This is a genomic window from Microbacterium sp. NPDC058345 (assembly GCF_042723855.1).
Taxonomy (GTDB): Bacteria; Actinomycetota; Actinomycetes; order Actinomycetales; family Microbacteriaceae; genus Microbacterium.
The window spans coordinates 163,108-180,200 of record NZ_JBHXIG010000004.1; the positions used below are offsets into that span (position 1 = coordinate 163,108).

The following is a 17,093-nucleotide window of genomic DNA, read 5'->3' on the forward strand; positions in this document are numbered from 1 at the left end:
AACTTCCGCGAGGGGTTCCCGGAATCTGTCATGATGCCCGCGTGAGCCATCCGTCCGTCGTCGTCGCCGAGCGCGTGCGCAGGCGTCTGCGCCTGGAGCACACCGATCCCTCCTCGCACCCGGAGGAAGCGCGCCGGATCGCTCAGACGGAGGTGCGCCGCCACAACGACCTGGCTCTGCAGCGCGGGCAGGCGCTGATCGACGACGAAGCCGCCCTGGTGCGCGATGTGCTCGCGTCGGTGTCGGGGTTCGGTGTGCTGCAGCCGCTGCTGGACGATTCCGAGATCGAGGAGATCTGGATCAATCGCCCCGACCGCGTGTTCGTCGCGCGCGGTGGCGAGACCCATCGGGTGGATCTGGCTCTGACCGATGTCGGGCTGCGCGACCTCGTCGAGCGGATGCTGCAGTCCACCGGCCGCCGCGTCGACATCAGCCAGCCCTTCGTCGATGCCTCGCTGCCCGACGGATCGCGACTGCACGTGGCCATCGCCGATGTGGTCCGCGGCTCGTGGGCGGTCAACATCCGCAAGTTCCTGCCGCAGCACCGCACGCTCGAGTCGCTCGTCGCCCAGGGTTCGATGCCGGCGGAGATCGCGGAGATGCTGCACCGCGCCCTGCTCGACGGGCGCAGCGTGATCGTCTCCGGCGCTACCCACGCCGGCAAGACCACTCTGCTGGGCGCTCTGCTCGCCTCGTGCGCGGATGCACAGCGCATCATCACCGTCGAGGAGACCTTCGAACTCGCCGTCGACGGCCCGGACGTCGTCGCGCTGCAGGGGCGGCAGGCCAGCCTGGAGGGCTCGGGCGAGATCACGCTGCGCCGCCTGGTCAAAGAGGCGCTGCGCATGCGACCGGAACGACTCGTCGTCGGCGAGGTGCGCGATGCCGAGGCACTCGACCTGGTGCTGGCGCTGAACACGGGCGTTCCCGCCGCCGGCACCGTGCATGCCAACAGCGCCACGGAGGCGCTGGAGAAGCTCGCACTGCTGCCGCTGCTCGCGGGCCGCAACATCGACCGCGCGTTCATCGCGCCGGCACTCGCCGCGTCCATCGCGCTTGTGGTGCACTGCCGTCGAGAGGCCGACGGCTCCCGGCGCATCGAGGAGATCATCGCCCCCACCGGCGAGGTGGTCGACGGGCGGATCGTCAGCCGGCGCGTCTATCACGCGGAGGCGCGCGCATGACCCTGCTCGTCGGCGCGCTGCTCGGCACCGGGCTGCTGCTGTGCGCATCGCCATGGCTGTGGCCACCGCGAGAGCGGCCGCCCAGGGCACCGCAGCGGGGGCGGCTCGTGCGCCTGATCGAGGAGGCAGGGTACGGACGATCGTCGGCGCGCACGGTTCTCGTGATCATGGTGGCCGCCGGCCTGGTGGCGGCATCGGTCGTGTGGGTGGTCACCGTGCTGCCCGTGCTGGCCCTGCTCGCCGGACTCGCCGGTGCCGCCGCGCCCGTGCTGTTCCTGCGTGGTCGGCGGCTGCGGCTGCGCAAGGCGCGACGCCAGCTGTGGCCTGACGTGTGCGACCTGCTCGTCGCGGCGATCCGCGTGGGGCTGTCGCTCCCCGACGCCGTCGCGAGCCTGGCGGAGTCCGCGCCGCCCGCCGTGCGCCCGGCCTTCGCCGTCTTCGCACGCGATCTGCGCGCGACAGGACGGTTCGAGACGAGCATCGACAGGCTCAAGAGCACGCTGGCCGACCCGATCGCCGATCGCATCATCGAGACGCTGAGGATGGCCCGCCAGGTGGGCGGCACCGAGCTGACCGGCGTGCTGCGCGCGCTGTCGTCGTCGGTGAGGGCCGATGCCGCGCTGCGCGGGGAGGTGGAGGCGCGCCAGTCGTGGATCCGCGGTGCCGCCGTTCTGGGCGCTGCGGCGCCGTGGGTCATCCTCGGACTGCTGGCGATGCGCCCGGAAGGGCGAGAGGCGTACGCGTCGACCGAGGGAGTGCTGGTGATCGTCGTCGGCGCCGCGGTCTCGCTGATCGCCTACCGGATCATGCTGCGCATCGGAAGGCTGCCGGAACCCGAGCGGTGGTTCGGATGATGAGCGCCGTGACCGACATCGCCTTCGCCGTGCTCATCGGCGGCGCATTCGCCCTCGGAGTGCTCGGCATCCTCTCTGCCCTGCCGCGCTGGGGCGCGCAGCCCCTCGACCGCCGCATCGCGCCGTACGTGCGCGACGTGGTGCCGGACGAACTGCTGCCCGCCGGGATGCTTCCCCGCGCCGGTGTGCTGCCCGTGCAGGGACGACGCCTCTGGGATCGGATGCGCACCGGGTTCGAGCGGGTCCTGGGCGGCGGCGACAATCTGCGGCTGCGGTTGTCGCAGGCGGGGCTCGCCCTGACCCCGGCGCTCTTCCGTGGACGACAGCTCGCCTGGGGCATCGCCGGTCTGCTGGGCGGCGCGGTGCTCGTCATCGTGCTGGCGATCGCAGGACGGATGACGCCTCCGGTGGTGCTTCTGCCCTTCATGGCCGGGGCGGTGGCCGCGGTCGGTTACGACATGCTGCTCACGGCCCGCGCGAAAGCCCGCCGAGCGCGGCTCGCCGACGAGCTGCCCACCCTGCTGGAGTTCCTCGCGCTGTGCCTGTCGGCGGGGGAGTCGCTGCTCGACGCGCTGCGGCGCGTCTCGTCCATCGGCACGGGGGAGCTGACGACGGAGCTGGGCCAGACCGTGCTGGCGGTGCACACCGGTTCGCCTCTCGCGGACGCCCTCGGTGAGACGGCGACCCGCCTGCAGCTGCCGGGACTCACCCGGGCGGTGGATCAGATCGGCGCCGCCCTGGAACACGGAGCGCCGCTGGCGGCCGTGTTGCACGCGCAGGCGGCGGACGCGAGGGACGAGGCCAAGCGCGTGCTCATCGAGCAGGCCGGGCGCAAGGAGATCCTGATGCTCCTGCCGCTGGTCTTCCTGATCCTGCCCCTGAGCGTTCTGTTCGCCGTGTACCCCGGACTGTTCATCCTGAGGGTCGGTCTGGGCTGAGCGCCCGCACTTCGAATCATCGACACGAGGAGTCATCATGACGACACTGAGACGCTGGATCGCCACCGCCACGCACCGTACGCAACGCCTCATCGACGACGAACGCGGAGACGTTCCTGGCTGGGTCCTGGTCACCCTGATGACCGCTGCGCTGGTCGTCGTCATCTGGGCCGTCGCAGGACCCGCGCTGGTCGACCTGTTCGAGCAGGCCATCTCGCGCGTGTCCGGTATCTGATCGCGGCATGCGCCGGTCGTCGCTGCTCACGGACGAGCGCGGTTCCAGCCCCGTCGAGTTCGTACTCGTCGGCACCCTGCTGACCGTCCTCACCCTCGCCGTGATGCAGCTCGCGTTCGCGGTGTACGTGCGCAACGTCGTGCACGACGCCGCCGTCGAGGGCGCCCACTACGCAGCGCTGGCCGACACGACTCCCGCCGAGGGCAGGGATCGCACGCGAACGGTGATCACGCGCGCGATCGGGGCGGAGTATGCGGCCGAGGTCGCGATCGGCGAGGACGCGAGCCTCGGACATCAGAGCGTCGTGGTGCGGGTGAAGACGACGCTGCCGGTGATCGGGCTGATCGGAGTGCCCTACGGAATGGAGGTGGCGGCGCGTGCGCCGGTGGAATCGTTCGGCGAGGATTGACCCGCTCGACGAGGAGGGCTCGGCGGCGCTCGAGTTCATCGTCGCGGGCGTGCTGCTGCTCGTGCCGCTGATCTATCTCGTGCTCACCTTGGGGGCCGTGCAGGAGCAGACTCTCGGCGCCGAAGCGGCAGCACGGCACACCGCACGTGTCATCGGCCAGGCGGAGAGCGCCGAGGCCGCGTCGGCCGGCGGTGATGCCGTGCTGGCCAGCGTGATGCGCGAGTACGGCATGGACCCTGACACGGTCGGTGTCGGCATCACCTGCGCACCGGCGGCCGCGGCCTGCCCCTCGGCCGGGGCCACGGTGATCGTCACGGTCCGCACGAAGGTCTCGCTGCCGTTCATGCCGCCGATCTTCGGTCTCGACGAGCTCGCCGCCATCCCCGTCGAGGCACAGTCCGCGCAGAAGGTGTCGCGCCTGTGGGGGAGCGGATGAGGGCGATGCGCCGGTTTCGCGCGCTCGCGGATGACGAGGACGGCAGCATCCTGCCGCTGATCCTCGGCTACGTGCTGCTCGCCATCGCCGTGGTGCTGGTGTGCGTGTGCGCCACCGACCTGTACATCGCCCAGAAGCGCCTCGACTCCCTCGCCGACGCCGCCGCGCTCGCCGGCGCGGACGGCTTCACCATCGACGCGCGCGACGACGCCGTGTTCGCCGAGCTGACGGATGAGGGCGTGCGCGAGCAGGCGGACGCCGTGGTGTCGGCGGTCTCGACACAGGCGCGCGTCGTGTCGGCCGGCACGCCGGACGGGGTCTCGGCGCGGGTCACCGTGGCAGCGCCGTGGCATCCACCCGTCTTCTCGCCGTTCGTGCCGGAGGGCGTTCCCCTCGAGGCGACGGCGACCACCCGCACGGCCCTGAGGTAGGACAGCGCTCAGTCGCGCTGACGCGGGATGAAGCGCGGGATCCAGCGGAGGAATCCGGCCGCCCCGAGCAGCGCGACCGCGCCCATCACGCCGGTCGCGAGCGACAGCGAGACCACGGCGGTGAGCGCCGAAACGAGCAGCGGGGCGGCGGCGCCGCCGGCATCCGTCAGCGTCCGCCACGAACCGAGGAACGTCGCCGGCTCCCGTTCCGGCGCGAGGTCGGCTCCCACGGTGAGCAGGATGCCGCTGGAGAGGCCGTTGCCCACACCGAGCACGGCGGCGAGCACGCCGTACCAGAGCATCGCCGCGTCGAGCTCGTGCGTGACCGAGAGGGCGATGAATCCGAGGCCCATGAGCAGCATCGCGGGCATCGCCGCCCAGACCCGGCCGAACCGGTCCATCACCTGGCCGCTCGCGTAGAACAGCGCGAAGTCGATCGCGCCGGTCACGCCCACCACCAGCGCGATCGTCTCGGCATCCAGACCGAGGGAGACGCCCCACAGGGGCAGGATCACCTGCCGGGCCGAGCGCACCGCCGACAGGGCGGCAGCCGCCAGCCCGAGGCGCGACAGCACGGCGCGGTACGCCCAGATGGTGCGCAGGACGCCGCGCTGATCCATGGTGGGGATGGAGCCGGTCACGACCTCGCCGGAATCCTCGGCGACCGCCGCCCCGGTCGGCTTGAGCAGAGCGGGGCTGCTCTTCTCGGGGTCGGGGCCGACGAGCACCAGCACCGTCATCACCGCCACGCAGCCGATGAGGAACCAGATCGCGGCGTGCTCGCTGGCCGTCACGCGGATCAGCGCGGCGGCGACGAACGGGCCGATGAACACGCCGAAGCGGAAGCATCCGCCCAGCAGCGACAGCGCCCGTGCCCGCACACGCGTCGGCACGCGCGTGGTCATGAAGGCGTGCCGGGCCAGACCGAACGCGGCGGCGCAGAACCCGAGCAGGAACACGGCCGCGGCGAAGAGCGCCAGAGACTCCGCCACCAGCATCCCGATGCCGGCCAGCGCCGACACGACGCCCGCGATCACCATGGTGAAGCGCTCGCCGATCTTCGCGACCGCCCAGCCGGCGGGAATGTTGCCGCAGAGCTGACCCACGACGAGGGCGGAGGTGACCAGGGCGGCCGTCGGCACGTCGGCGCCCAGCTGCGTCGCCAGCACCGGGATCAGCGGGATCACCGCGCCCTCACCGAGGGCGAACAGCACCGTCGGCAGGTACACCATCGGCCCGAACCGCCTCAGGACCACCGCCGCGCTCTCACTCACATGCCCACGCTAGTCGCGCGGCAGAGCCGCGCAGCGCAGACATTCCCGCCGCGCTCGGAACCGCCGACACGGCGCGATAGGCTGAACTGCCATGTTCGAACTCGATCTCTCCGCCGACATCCAGGCCCTGCGACAGACATTCGGCGACATCCGCGAGGTCGTCGACATCCCCTCACTGCGCGACGACATCGCGCGCCTCAGCGATGAGGCCGGAGCACCCGATCTCTGGGACGACCCCGAGAAGGCACAGAAGGTCACCAGCGCGCTCAGCCACAAGCAGGCCGAGCTCAAGCGCATCACCGAGGTCGAGCAGCGTCTCGACGACCTCGAGGTGCTCGCCGGCCTCGCCAACGAGATGCAGGACGAGGACTCGGCCGCCGAGGTGCGCAGCGAACTCGCCTCGCTCACCGAGACCATCAACCAGCTCGAGGTGCAGACGCTGCTCGACGGCGAATACGACGAGCGCTCCGCGATCATCACCATCCGCTCCGGCGCGGGCGGCGACGACGCCACCGACTTCGCCGAGATGCTCATGCGCATGTACCTGCGCTGGGCGGAACAGCACAAGTACCCGGTGAAGGTCATGGACACCTCCTACGCGGAGGGCGCCGGCATCAAGTCGGCCACGTTCGAGATCGACGCGCCGTACGCGTTCGGCACCCTGTCGGTCGAGGCGGGCACCCACCGCCTCGCGCGCATCAGCCCGTTCGGCTCTGCCGACAAGCGGCAGACCTCGTTCGCGGCGGTCGAGGTGATTCCGCTCATGGAAGAGGCGACCGAGGTCGACATCCCCGAGAACGACATCCGCGTCGACGTGTTCCGCTCCTCGGGGCCCGGCGGCCAGTCGGTGAACACGACGGACTCCGCCGTGCGCCTCACCCACCTGCCCACCGGCATCGTCGTGTCGATGCAGAACGAGAAGTCGCAGATCCAGAACCGCGCGGCCGCGATGCGCGTGCTGCAGACCCGCCTGCTGCTGCTGCAGAAGGAGGAGGAGGCGGCCAAGAAGAAGGAGCTCGCCGGCAACATCACCGCGAGCTGGGGCGACCAGATGCGCTCCTACTTCCTCTACGGCCAGCAGCTCGTCAAGGATCTGCGCACCGGCTACGAGTCGGGCAACCCCGCGACCGTGTTCGACGGCGACCTCGACGGGTTCATCTCGGCGGGCATCCGCTGGCGCAAGCGCAAGGACGAGGACTGATCCCCGGCTGAAACACCGAGGCCCCGGAAGCGATGCTTCCGGGGCCTCGGCGTTTCAGCGGCGCACCGGCCTCACTCGGCCGTGCACTCGACGATGGCTTCGGTGGTGACGGACTGCACCTCCTGGGTGTCGGCGCCGTACACGTCCTCTCCGCCGGCGATCGTCCGCAGCGTCTCGTCACTCAGATCCGAGTCGTAGAAGTACTGCCCGATGCACGACGAGACCTCGGGGTCGTCGAACTCGGTGACCTCGGCGTCGTGGAGAACCACGAGGAAACCGGCCGCAATCTCCTCGGGCGACGGGCGTCCTGTCGCGTCGCCGGGCTCTTCATCCGTGGGCTCCTCGCTCGTGAACGAGCTCGGGAAATCCGTCGGGAACTCGTCGGCGATCGTGTTCGCGAAGTTCACGAAGTACACCACCACGACGATGCCGCCGACGATCGCGCCGACGACCGACAGCGCGAGACCGGCGATCGCGGGCCACTTCTTGGTCTTCATGAAGATCGCGATCAGCGACACGACAAACGCGGCGAACAGCAGGAAGAAGCCGAAGCCGGTGAGCACCGGCGGGATGCAGGCGAGGATCGTTCCGACGACGGCGAGGCCCAGACCGATGAAGCCGAGGATCGGAGGCTTGGCGGGGCCCGGCTGCTCGACACCGTAGGAGGACCCACCGTAGGGCTGCGCGCCACCGGGGTACGCGCCGGGGTATGGGCCGCCGCCGGGGTACGAACCGGCGGGATAGGCGGCGGTGGCGTTCGGGTCGCCGTATGCGGGTGCCGCCGGTGCGGCGTAACCCGGCGCGGCGGGAGGCGCGTACGCCGAGGTCTCGTACGCGGTCGGCGCCGCGTGATCCGCGACAGGCTGCCCGAGAGCATCCGGTGCGGTATACGCCGCGGGCGCCGACGGCTCGACAGGCTCCACGGGCTCGACGGGCTCGATGGGTTCCGCTGCCGCATCGAACGAGGCATCCGCATCGCGCTGCGGCACGTCCTCGCGGCGGACTGTGGCGTCGAGGTCGTCCAGCTCTTCAGCGGACGCGGCCGCATCGGACTCCCCGGTCGTCGCCTCCGTGGCGGACTCGCCCTGTGCCGGGGCGAAGTGCTCGGTCCACTGCTGGCCGTCCCACCAGCGCTGTCGTCCGGAGCCGTCGTCGTACCACCCAGCGGGAACGCTCATGGCGGCCCTCCTCATCTCATGTTCGTCTTCGCGGTGCCGATGCACTCGCGATCCCCTGCCGGCGCGGGAAGCGCCCTAACGTGTATATCAGTCCGCCGTGACGCGGACATCGGGGAGAGCTCCCCACCCCCGTCGTCTCCGAGGGGTGTCGCTGAACGTCGATCGGCCGCGCGCGCATAGGCTCGTATGGCCATGATCCGGTTCGAGAACGTCACCAAACGCTATCGCGGCACCAAGAGACCTGCGCTCTCCGCGGTCGATTTCGAAGTCCAGTCGGGGGAGTTCGTCTTCCTCGTCGGCGCTTCGGGCTCCGGCAAGTCGACCTGCCTGCGACTCATCCTGCGCGAGGACGTGCCGTCGTCCGGCCGTGTGGCCGTGCTCGGCCGCGATCTGCGCTCGCTCGCGAACCGCAAGGTGCCGTACTTCCGCCGGCACATCGGCTCCGTCTTCCAGGACTTCCGCCTGCTGCCGTCGAAGACCGTCTACCAGAACGTGGCGTTCTCGCTGCAGGTGATCGGCGCCTCGCGCGGCTTCATCCAGCAGGCGGTCCCGGAAGCGCTCGCCCTGGTGGGTCTCGACGGCAAGGGCAAGCGGATGCCGCATGAGCTCTCGGGCGGTGAGCAGCAGCGCGTCGCCATCGCCCGCGCGATCGTGAACCGACCCAAGGTGCTGCTCGCCGACGAGCCGACCGGCAACCTCGACCCGGCCACCTCCGTGGGGATCATGCAGCTGCTGACGCGCATCAACGCGGGTGGCACGACGATCGTGATGGCCACGCACGAGGCCGCGTTCGTCGACCAGATGCAGCGCCGCGTGATCGAGCTGCAGGGTGGCGAGATGGTGCGCGACGAGCTCGGCGGCGGGTACGGCGACACGTCGAACATCCCGCGCCTGACCCCGGAGGCGGTGCGCGGCGCCGCCGCCGTCGCGGCGCTCACGGCGGTGCAGGAGGTGCAGCGCGAGACCAGCGCTCTGCCGGTGCTGCCTCTCGACGCGCTCGCCGCCTCGCAGGCCGCCGCGAGCCGCACGGAGGCGCCCGCCGCGCGGCGTACGGAACCGCCCGCCGCGGCATCCGCCCCCGCTGCCTCCGCACCCGCCGCATCCGCGCCGTCAGCATCCGCCCCGGCAGCATCCGCCCCCGCCACTGCGGCGGCGCCCGCCGCCGAGCCGGGCACCGTGCCGACCCCTGCCGAGGAGTCGTCCCCTGCCGGGCCCCGCACCAACCCGATCGTGCTCCCGGAGGTGGAGGTCGCCGAGCTGGGCGTCGCCGATCGCCTGGGACTGTCGGATGCCGATGACGATGAGGAAGTGGGCCCGACCACATGAGATTCGGACTCATCGTCGGCGAGGCGCTGCTGGGCCTTCGCCGCAACATCTCCATGGTGATCTCGGTGGTGCTCGTCACCTTCGTCTCGCTCACCTTCGTCGGCGCCGCGATCCTCATGCAGTCGCAGATCGGCACCATGCGCGGCTTCTGGGGCGAGCGCGCCGAGGTGACGATCTACATGTGCTCCCCGCTGTCGGTCTCGGACACCTGCGTCGGCGGTGAGGCCACCGAGGAGCAGATCGACAAGGTCAGGCAGACCCTCGACGGCGACGCGCTCTCGCCCCTGATCAGCGAGGTGCGCTTCGAGACGAAGGAGGAGGCGTTCCAGGACTTCGTCGAGAACTTCGGCGAGGAGCAGGCGAACGTCGTGGGGCTCGAGCAGATGTCGGTCGCCTTCCGGGTGACCATGCAGAACCCGCAGCAGTCCGAGGTACTGAGCGAGGCATTCGCGGGGGAGCAGGGCGTCGATGAGGTGAACGATCAGCGCAAGCTGCTCGATCCGCTCTTCTCGGCGCTCACGGTGGCGACGTACATCGCGGTCGGGATCGCCGCGCTGATGCTCATCGCCGCGGTGCTGCTCATCGCGACGACGATCAGGCTGTCGGCCTACGCGCGGCGCAAGGAGATCGGGATCATGCGCCTGGTGGGCGCGTCGAACCGGTCGATCCAGACGCCGTTCGTTCTCGAGGGCGTGTTCGCCGCGTTCCTCGGCTCGGTGCTGGCCAGCGCGGCCGTGCTCGCCGGGGTGCATTTCGGGGTGGAGGGCTATCTCGCCGAGCGCGTGCCCTTCATGCGGCCGCTGATCGGGATGCAGGACGCCGTCTTCGTGGTGCCCGTGATCGTCGGCATCGGCGTCGTGCTGGCCGCGCTGTCGGCCGGTTTCGCGATCCGGCGCTGGCTGCGCACGTGAGATCGCGCCGGATCCGCACGTCGTCGGTGCGGGGCCGGCGAGGATATAGACTGGCGGGCTGGTCCGTCGTCAGGAGAAGAACATGCCCAGGGAACGCGGTGAGAAGGTCATCGCGACCAACCGTCGCGCGCGTCACGACTACAACCTCGAGAAGTCGTACGAAGCCGGCCTGGTGCTCACCGGCACCGAGGTGAAGTCGCTGCGCCAGGGTCGCGCGAACCTCAGCGACGGATACGCCTACATCAAGGGCGGCCAGGCGTACCTCGACGCCGTGCACATCCCGGAGTACTCGCAGGGGCACTGGACCAACCACTCGGCGAAGCGCGTGCGCAAGCTGCTGCTGCACCGCGAGGAGATCCACAAGCTCGAGCACGCGGTGTCGGCGGGCGGCTACACGCTGATCCCGCTGCGGCTGTATTTCTCCGACGGCCGTGCCAAGGTCGAGATCGCGCTGGCGAAGGGCAAGCGCGAGTACGACAAGCGGCAGACGCTGCGCGAACGGCAGGACACCCGCGAGGCCGAACGCGCGATGCGCACCCGCAACCGGATGGGCGAGTAGCGGCCGCTACAGCCGCGGCTCGAAGCCGAACACCCCGCCGAGGAAGGTGAGCTCGGTCTCGAGCGACGAGATGATCGTCTCCGCCCGGCGGAAGCCGTGCCCCTCGCCCTCGTACAGCACGTACTCGTGCGGTACGCCGCGGGCGACCAGCGCGTCGCGGATCGCCTCGGACTGCGAGGGGGGCACCACGCGGTCGTCCTCGCCCTGCTCCAGCAGCACCGGCACCGAGATGCGGTCGGCGTGAGACAGGGGCGATCGGGCGATGTACACGTCCTCCGCCTCGGGAAGCGGGCCGACGAGGCCGTCGAGATAGCGCGCCTCGAAGTCGTGCGTCTCGGCAGCCAGCATCCGCAGGTCCGCGACGCCGTACCGCGAGATACCCGCAGCGAACGCACCGCCGCGCACCAGAGCGCACAGCACCGTCCACCCGCCGGCCGAGCCGCCGCGGATGGCGATGCGCTCCGCATCGGCGAGGCCCTCATCGGCGAGACCGCGCGCGGCGGCGATCACGTCATCGACGTCGACCACCCCCCACTGGCCGTTCAGGCGATCGCGGTAGGCGCGGCCGTAACCGGTGGACCCGCCGTAGTTCACATCGAGCACGCCGATGCCACGACTGGTCCAGTAGGCGTACGCGGTGGATGCCGCGCCGGACACGTGCGCGGTCGGTCCACCGTGCACCATCACGATGTACGGCGGCAGCTCGCCCTCGGGGGCCGCCGCATCCGGCTGGGTCGGACGGTAGTCGAACGCGTGCACCGGGCCGTGCGGGCCGTCGAAGGTCACCGGGATGCCGTGCGGCACCCACGCCGGGTCCGCCCCGTGCCCGCCAGTGACGAGCGTGGTCGTCGCCGTGTCGATGTCCACGCACCACAGACCCTGCCCGACCTGCGCGCCGGAGCCCGAGACGAGAACACGGCCGCCGGTGGCGTCGTCGATGCTCGCCCCGGCCGTCACCGGCAGGGCGAGGGGCTCCACCCGTTCGCCGTCCGCCGAGATCCGCACGACCCGGTCGGCGCCCTGCGTGCGCACCGCCACGATGCTCCCGTCGCCGAGCTGACCGTACCATCGGTTGCCGAGCACCCACAGGCCACCGCCGGTGTCCGCGTCGACCGGCGGCGTCACGGGCTGCGTCGAGGCCGAACCGGAAGCATCGAACGCCGCGCGCACGAGGTTCCAGCGGCCGTCCACCTCGTCCAGCAGAAGCAGCTCGTCGCGGCCGCGCCACTCGGGCTGCAGCGCCGTGCGGACGGGAACCTCCGTCACCGTGCCGTCGCGCAGCGAGAGCACCGAGAGGCCGGATTCGTCCCACGGCATCCGCTCGATCGTCCACGTCACGTACGCCAGGCGCTCGCCGTCGGGCGACAGCGCCGGGTGAGCGAAGAAGCCGGGTCCCTCCGCGTGCACGCTGACGGCGGTCTCGTCCTCCGCGGCCGACCCGTCCAGCGGGATCTCGATGATGGCTCGCCGGTGCGGCGCCGGCCGCAGATCCTCACGCACGGCGAACAGGCGGCCGTGCTGCACCGTCAGTCCGCCGTGATTCGCGCCCGCCGCGGTGAGCGGCTCCGGAACGCCACCGCGGGGCAGCCGGTGCACGCGCTGATCCGCCGCGTTCACGAAGAACAGCGTGCCTTCGGCATCCGCGGCCCACGCTCCGCCGCCGTACTCGTGCACCTTCGAGCGCGCATTCCACGGCTCAGGCAGCAGCTCGGTACCCGATGAGCTGCGCACGGTGACGCGTCCACCCTGCGACGGCACCGACTCACCCCACCAGATCTCGTCGCCGACGAAGCGGGCTCCTTCGATGCGCGGTGCGGATGCCGAGATGTCGGCCGCGCTGAACGGAGAGGGCCAGGAACCGAACGGAGAGGTCATCTCCCGAGCCTATCCGCGCACCTTCCGACACACGGCGTCACACAGCGTGCGCCCGCGATCGGGGCTGCTCTACCGTGCTGAGAACACACCCGTCGACGCCCCGTGAGGAGAATGCCGTGAGTCGCGTCCCGTTCTCCTTCGAGCTCTATCCGCCGCGCTCCGCTGCGTCGGCGACGGCGCTGCACGAGACGATCGACAGGCTCGCCGCCGCCGGTCCCGACTTCCTCTCCGTCACGTACGGCGCGGGCGGCTCCACGGGCGGGCGCTCCCTCGAGATCCTGCGCTACATCCGCAGTCGCACCTCGGTCGAACCGCTGGCGCATCTCACCTGCGTGGGGAACACCTACGCGGGCGCCACGCGCCTGATCCGCGAGTTCCTGGATGCCGGCATCCTCAGCTTCCTCGCGCTGCGCGGCGACCCGCCGGCCGGGCTCGACGAGGGTGCGCCCTTCCTCGGCGACCTGGAGAGCTCCGCACAGCTGGTGCAGCTGATCGACCGGGTGCAGGCCGAGCGGGCACCGTACGAGGAGTCGCCGGTGCCCGGAAACCCCGGCGCGGTGCGGGTCGCCCCGCGCCGGAAGGTGAGCATCGCTGTCGCCGCCTTCCCGAACGGGCACCCGCGCTCGGCGTACAGCAGCCAGCACGTCGACGCTCTGCTGGCCAAGCAGGCCGCCGGTGCCACGCTGGCCATCACGCAGCTCTTCTTCCACCCCGACGACTACCTCGCCTTCGTGGAGCGCGCACGCCACGCCGGAGTCAGCATCCCGATCCTTCCCGGCATCATGCCGATCACCTCGCCGGCGCGGCTCGCCCGCGTGCTCGAGCTCACCGGCGAGGAGCTGCCGGGGGAGCTGTCGATCGCGCTCGAGGTGGAGCCCACGACCGAGGGCCGCCGCCAGGTCGGCATCGCATGGGCCGCCGATCTCGCCCGCGCCGTCGTCGACGGCGGCGCGCCCGGGGTGCACCTCTACGCGTTCAACCAGCACGAGACCGTGCTCGACGTGCTCGCTCACGCCGGGATCATCCCCGCGCTCGAGCTGTCTTCTCCACTGAAAGGAAACCCATGACCGCTTTCCCCGCCGGGACGATCCTCGGCTACCCCCGGATCGGCCGTCGCCGCGAGCTGAAGAAGGCCGTCGAGGCGTTCTGGGCCGGACGCATCGACGAACGCGCCCTCGAGAGCGCCGCCGCCGAGCTGCGCGCCGCGAACCGCGATCGTCTCGCCGGGCTGGGTCTCGGACGCGAGGACTCCTCGATCCCGGAGTCGTTCTCCTTCTACGACCAGGTGCTCGACGCGGCGGTCACCGTCGGCGCCGTCCCCGCACGCTTCGAGGATCTGCGCTCCGGCGACGGCACCATCGGGCTGCCCGCCTACTTCACGATCGCCCGAGGCGAGGGCGATCGGGCGCCGCTGGAGATGACCAAGTGGTTCGACTCCAACTATCACTACCTCGTGCCCGAGATCGGCCCGGAGACGGCCTTCTCGCTCTCCAGCGATCGCCTGGTGCGCGAGGTCGCCGAGTCCGCCGCCGCCGGCTACCGCACCCGCCCGGTCATCGTGGGGCCGGTCACCCTGCTCGCCCTCGCCAAGGCCTCGGATGCCGCGCCGGAGGGCTTCGACCCGCTGTCGCGCCTGGACGAGGTGGTCGCCGTGTACGCCGAGCTGCTGACGAAGCTCAAGGCCGCCGGCGCCGACTGGGTGCAGCTCGACGAGCCCGCCCTGGTCAGCGAGTCCCTGCCCGCCTCGACCGCGCAGCTGGCGGATGCCGCACGGCGGGCCCTCGCGGCGCTCGGCGGCGCTGCAGACCGTCCGTCGATCTTCGTCGCGGCACCGTATGCGGAGCTCGGCGAGGCGCTGCCGGTACTGGCCGCGGCGCCGGTCGAGGCCATCGCGATCGACCTGGTGCGAGGCGGCGTTCCGGATGCGCTCCCCGACCTGGGGGCGAAGACCCTTGTCGGCGGCGTGATCGACGGGCACAACATCTGGCGCGGCGACCTGGACGGCGCGTTCGCGAAGCTCGAGGCGCTTCGCGCGCTCGGCGCCGCATCCGTCTCGGCCTCCACGTCGACCTCGCTGCTGCACGTGCCGCACGACGTCCAGGACGAGGCGGCCCTCGACGCCCGGCTGGTCTCGTGGCTGGCGTTCGCCGACCAGAAGGTCGGTCAGATCGTCACGCTGGCCCGCGGCCTCGCGGCAGGGCGCAACGCCATCGCCGCGGAGCTGGCGGAGGCATCGGCCGCGCTCGCCGACCGGAAGGACGCGCCGGGCGTGCGTGACGGCGCGGTGCGCGGTCGCACGCTCGCCGAGGCGGACTTCTCGCGCGTCTCCTACGAGCAGCGCGAGTCGGCGCAGGAGGCCCTGAACCTGCCCTCGCTGCCGCTCACCACGATCGGCTCCTTCCCGCAGACCGGCGACATCCGCCGCGCCCGCGCGCAGTTCCTCCGCGGCGAGCTCCCCGCGGACGACTACGAGGCGTTCCTCAAGGCCGAGATCGATCGTGTGGTCGCGCTGCAGGAGGATCTCGGACTCGACGTGCTGGTGCACGGCGAGCCGGAGCGCAACGACATGGTGCAGTACTTCGCAGAGAACCTCGACGGCTTCGCCGTGACCGAGCACGGCTGGGTGCAGTCCTACGGATCGCGCGCCACGCGGCCGTCGATCCTGTGGGGTGACGTGTCGCGTCCCGCGCCGATCACGGTCTCCTGGGCGTCCTACGCGCAGTCGTTGAGCGTCAAGCACGTCAAGGGCATGCTCACCGGGCCGGTCACGATCCTCGCCTGGTCGTTCGTCCGCGACGACCAGCCGCTGGGCGAGACCGCCGACCAGGTCGCCCTGGCGCTGCGCGACGAGATCGCGGACCTCGAGGCGGCGGGGATCGCGATCATCCAGGTCGACGAGCCGGCGCTGCGTGAGCTGCTGCCGTTGAAGACGGCGGACCAGCCCGCCTACCTCGACTGGTCGGTGCGCTCGTTCCGGCTCGCGACGGGAGGCGCCGCCGCGGCGACACAGGTGCACACGCACCTCTGCTATTCGGAGTTCGGCGTCGTCATCGACGCGATCCGCGCGCTGGACGCCGACGTCACCTCGATCGAGGCGGCGCGCAGCCGCATGGAGGTCGTCGCCGAGGTGGCCGAGGCGGGCTTCGACCACGGCATCGGCCCCGGCGTCTACGACATCCACTCGCCCCGCGTGCCCAGCGCCGATGAGGTCGAGTCGCTGCTGCGGCGGGCCGTCGACGAGCTGCCGCTGCGTCAGCTGTGGGTGAACCCTGACTGCGGTCTGAAGACGCGCGGCTACGACGAGACGGTGGCGTCGCTGCGCAACATCGTCGAGGCCACCCGTCGCGTCCGCGAGGACGTCACCGTCCCCGCCTGATCGAAATGAGGAACGCCTCGTCCGGATGCTCCGGACGAGGCGTTCCCCGTATGCGCAGGAATCTCAGACGGCGCGCAGCACCGCCACGACCTTGCCGAGGACGACGGCGTCGTCGCCGAGGATCGGCTCGAACGACGAGTTGCGGGGGAGCAGCCAGGTGTGTCCGTCGCGCTGCCGGAAGGTCTTCACGGTGGCCTCATCGTCGAGCAGGGCCGCGACGATCTCACCGTTCTCGGCGGTGTTCTGCGTGCGGACCACGACCCAGTCACCGTCGCAGATGGCGGCATCGATCATCGAGTCGCCGTTGACCTTGAGCATGAACAGGTCGCCCTTGCCCACCAGCTGCCGCGGCAGCGGGAAGATCTCCTCGACCTGCTGCTCGGCGGTGATCGGCACGCCGGCCGCGATCTGCCCGACCAGCGGCACCAGGGCGGCGTCGCCGACCGCGGGCGCACTGTCGGCCGGGTTCTCGGTGCTCGTGCCGGGCAGGTCGATGAGCACCTCCATGGCACGCGTCTTGCCCGGGTCGCGGCGCAGGTAGCCGCTGAGTTCCAGCTGCCCCAGCTGATGCGTGACGCTGGACAGGGACTTGAGGCCGACGGCGTCGCCGATCTCGCGCATGCTCGGCGGGTAGCCGTGGCGGGCGATCGAGGTCTGGATGACCTCGAGGATCGCCATCTGCTTGGCGCTCAGGTTCTTGCGCCGACGCGTGCGCGGCGCCTCGGATGCCGGGGCGGGGTTCTCGCTCATGCTGCTCCTCCATGCGCTCTGTCGAGGCGTCCGGTTCGAATGTCGGTGGCCCGTGGTGGGCTGTCGTTATCGAAACCGTATCCGAGATTTCGCCGAATTCGGAAGATCTGTTCGAGCGTGTCGGCCTGATCGGGAACGGAAGTTCGAAGAATTCTT

General features: G+C 70.9%; 17 protein-coding genes. 13 read left to right on the plus strand and 4 right to left on the minus strand.

The genetic code is table 11. From position 1 onward, the window contains the following. Positions 1 to 41 precede the first annotated feature (41 nt). Genes ACFWH5_RS15175 through ACFWH5_RS15205 form a run of 7 tightly spaced genes read left to right on the plus strand, consistent with a single transcriptional unit; the run spans position 42 to position 4,487 of the window. The gene (locus tag ACFWH5_RS15175) at positions 42 to 1,184 is read left to right on the plus strand and encodes a CpaF family protein (RefSeq protein ID WP_378836188.1); all 1,143 of its coding nucleotides are present in this window, start codon (positions 42 to 44) and stop codon (positions 1,182 to 1,184) included. After that, entirely contained in the window at positions 1,181 to 2,038 is an 858-nt protein-coding gene (locus ACFWH5_RS15180) for a type II secretion system F family protein (RefSeq protein ID WP_378836190.1), read from the plus strand. Before ACFWH5_RS15175 ends, ACFWH5_RS15180 begins: the two co-directional genes overlap by 4 nt. Next, entirely contained in the window at positions 2,038 to 2,976 is a 939-nt protein-coding gene (locus ACFWH5_RS15185) for a type II secretion system F family protein (protein WP_378836192.1), read from the plus strand. Before ACFWH5_RS15180 ends, ACFWH5_RS15185 begins: the two co-directional genes overlap by 1 nt. A gap of 37 nt (positions 2,977 to 3,013) precedes the next feature. Next, entirely contained in the window at positions 3,014 to 3,211 is a 198-nt protein-coding gene (locus ACFWH5_RS15190; RefSeq protein ID WP_378836195.1) for a hypothetical protein, read from the plus strand. A 7-nt stretch (positions 3,212 to 3,218) separates the two neighbouring features. After that, entirely contained in the window at positions 3,219 to 3,620 is a 402-nt protein-coding gene (locus tag ACFWH5_RS15195; protein ID WP_378836197.1) for a TadE family protein, read from the plus strand. Then, positions 3,589 to 4,056 carry a TadE family protein gene (locus ACFWH5_RS15200; protein WP_378836200.1) on the plus strand — a complete coding sequence of 156 codons (468 nt, stop codon included), beginning with the start codon at positions 3,589 to 3,591 and terminating at the stop codon, positions 4,054 to 4,056. Before ACFWH5_RS15195 ends, ACFWH5_RS15200 begins: the two co-directional genes overlap by 32 nt. Positions 4,057 to 4,061: 5 nt before the next feature. After that, positions 4,062 to 4,487: a pilus assembly protein TadG-related protein gene (locus tag ACFWH5_RS15205; protein ID WP_378836203.1), complete on the plus strand. Its 426-nt coding sequence runs from the start codon at positions 4,062 to 4,064 to the stop codon at positions 4,485 to 4,487. 8 nt (positions 4,488 to 4,495) lie between these two features. Here the strand turns inward: ACFWH5_RS15205 and ACFWH5_RS15210 are convergent, their stop codons facing one another. Then, on the minus strand, positions 4,496 to 5,719 hold the full coding sequence (locus tag ACFWH5_RS15210) for an MFS transporter (RefSeq protein ID WP_378836302.1): 1,224 nt from the start codon (positions 5,717 to 5,719) through the stop codon (positions 4,496 to 4,498). A 133-nt stretch (positions 5,720 to 5,852) separates the two neighbouring features. On the opposite strand from ACFWH5_RS15210, the gene prfB reads away from it, so the two are divergent. Then, the gene (prfB, locus tag ACFWH5_RS15215; protein ID WP_378836205.1) at positions 5,853 to 6,962 is read left to right on the plus strand and encodes a peptide chain release factor 2; all 1,110 of its coding nucleotides are present in this window, start codon (positions 5,853 to 5,855) and stop codon (positions 6,960 to 6,962) included. A 71-nt stretch (positions 6,963 to 7,033) separates the two neighbouring features. Here prfB and ACFWH5_RS15220 read toward each other — a convergent pair whose 3' ends face one another. After that, positions 7,034 to 8,140, minus strand: coding sequence for a DUF2510 domain-containing protein (locus ACFWH5_RS15220; protein WP_378836208.1), 1,107 nt, complete (start codon positions 8,138 to 8,140; stop codon positions 7,034 to 7,036). A 192-nt stretch (positions 8,141 to 8,332) separates the two neighbouring features. Between ACFWH5_RS15220 and ftsE the strand changes: the two genes are divergently transcribed. The 3 genes from ftsE (at position 8,333) to smpB (ending at position 10,936) form a co-directional block, all read left to right on the plus strand. After that, on the plus strand, positions 8,333 to 9,466 hold the full coding sequence (gene ftsE, locus ACFWH5_RS15225) for a cell division ATP-binding protein FtsE (protein WP_378836211.1): 1,134 nt from the start codon (positions 8,333 to 8,335) through the stop codon (positions 9,464 to 9,466). Continuing rightward, complete coding sequence (ftsX, locus tag ACFWH5_RS15230) at positions 9,463 to 10,377, plus strand: permease-like cell division protein FtsX (RefSeq protein WP_378836213.1); 915 nt, start codon at positions 9,463 to 9,465, stop codon at positions 10,375 to 10,377. The genes ftsE and ftsX overlap by 4 nt, the downstream gene beginning before the upstream one ends. An 82-nt stretch (positions 10,378 to 10,459) precedes the next feature. After that, the gene (smpB, locus tag ACFWH5_RS15235; protein WP_378836215.1) at positions 10,460 to 10,936 is read left to right on the plus strand and encodes an SsrA-binding protein SmpB; all 477 of its coding nucleotides are present in this window, start codon (positions 10,460 to 10,462) and stop codon (positions 10,934 to 10,936) included. 6 nt (positions 10,937 to 10,942) lie between these two features. Here smpB and ACFWH5_RS15240 read toward each other — a convergent pair whose 3' ends face one another. Continuing rightward, positions 10,943 to 12,811 carry an alpha/beta hydrolase family protein gene (locus tag ACFWH5_RS15240; RefSeq protein ID WP_378836218.1) on the minus strand — a complete coding sequence of 623 codons (1,869 nt, stop codon included), beginning with the start codon at positions 12,809 to 12,811 and terminating at the stop codon, positions 10,943 to 10,945. Between the two features lie 116 nt (positions 12,812 to 12,927). On the opposite strand from ACFWH5_RS15240, the gene ACFWH5_RS15245 reads away from it, so the two are divergent. Beyond that, the gene (locus ACFWH5_RS15245) at positions 12,928 to 13,878 is read left to right on the plus strand and encodes a methylenetetrahydrofolate reductase (RefSeq protein ID WP_378836220.1); all 951 of its coding nucleotides are present in this window, start codon (positions 12,928 to 12,930) and stop codon (positions 13,876 to 13,878) included. Further along, positions 13,875 to 16,187 (plus strand): 5-methyltetrahydropteroyltriglutamate--homocysteine S-methyltransferase, encoded by a 2,313-nt coding sequence (metE, locus tag ACFWH5_RS15250; protein WP_378836222.1) that lies wholly within the window; start codon positions 13,875 to 13,877, stop codon positions 16,185 to 16,187. The genes ACFWH5_RS15245 and metE overlap by 4 nt, the downstream gene beginning before the upstream one ends. 63 nt (positions 16,188 to 16,250) lie before the next feature. Here the strand turns inward: metE and lexA are convergent, their stop codons facing one another. After that, the gene (gene lexA, locus ACFWH5_RS15255; protein WP_378836225.1) at positions 16,251 to 16,937 is read right to left on the minus strand and encodes a transcriptional repressor LexA; all 687 of its coding nucleotides are present in this window, start codon (positions 16,935 to 16,937) and stop codon (positions 16,251 to 16,253) included. Positions 16,938 to 17,093 lie beyond the last annotated feature (156 nt).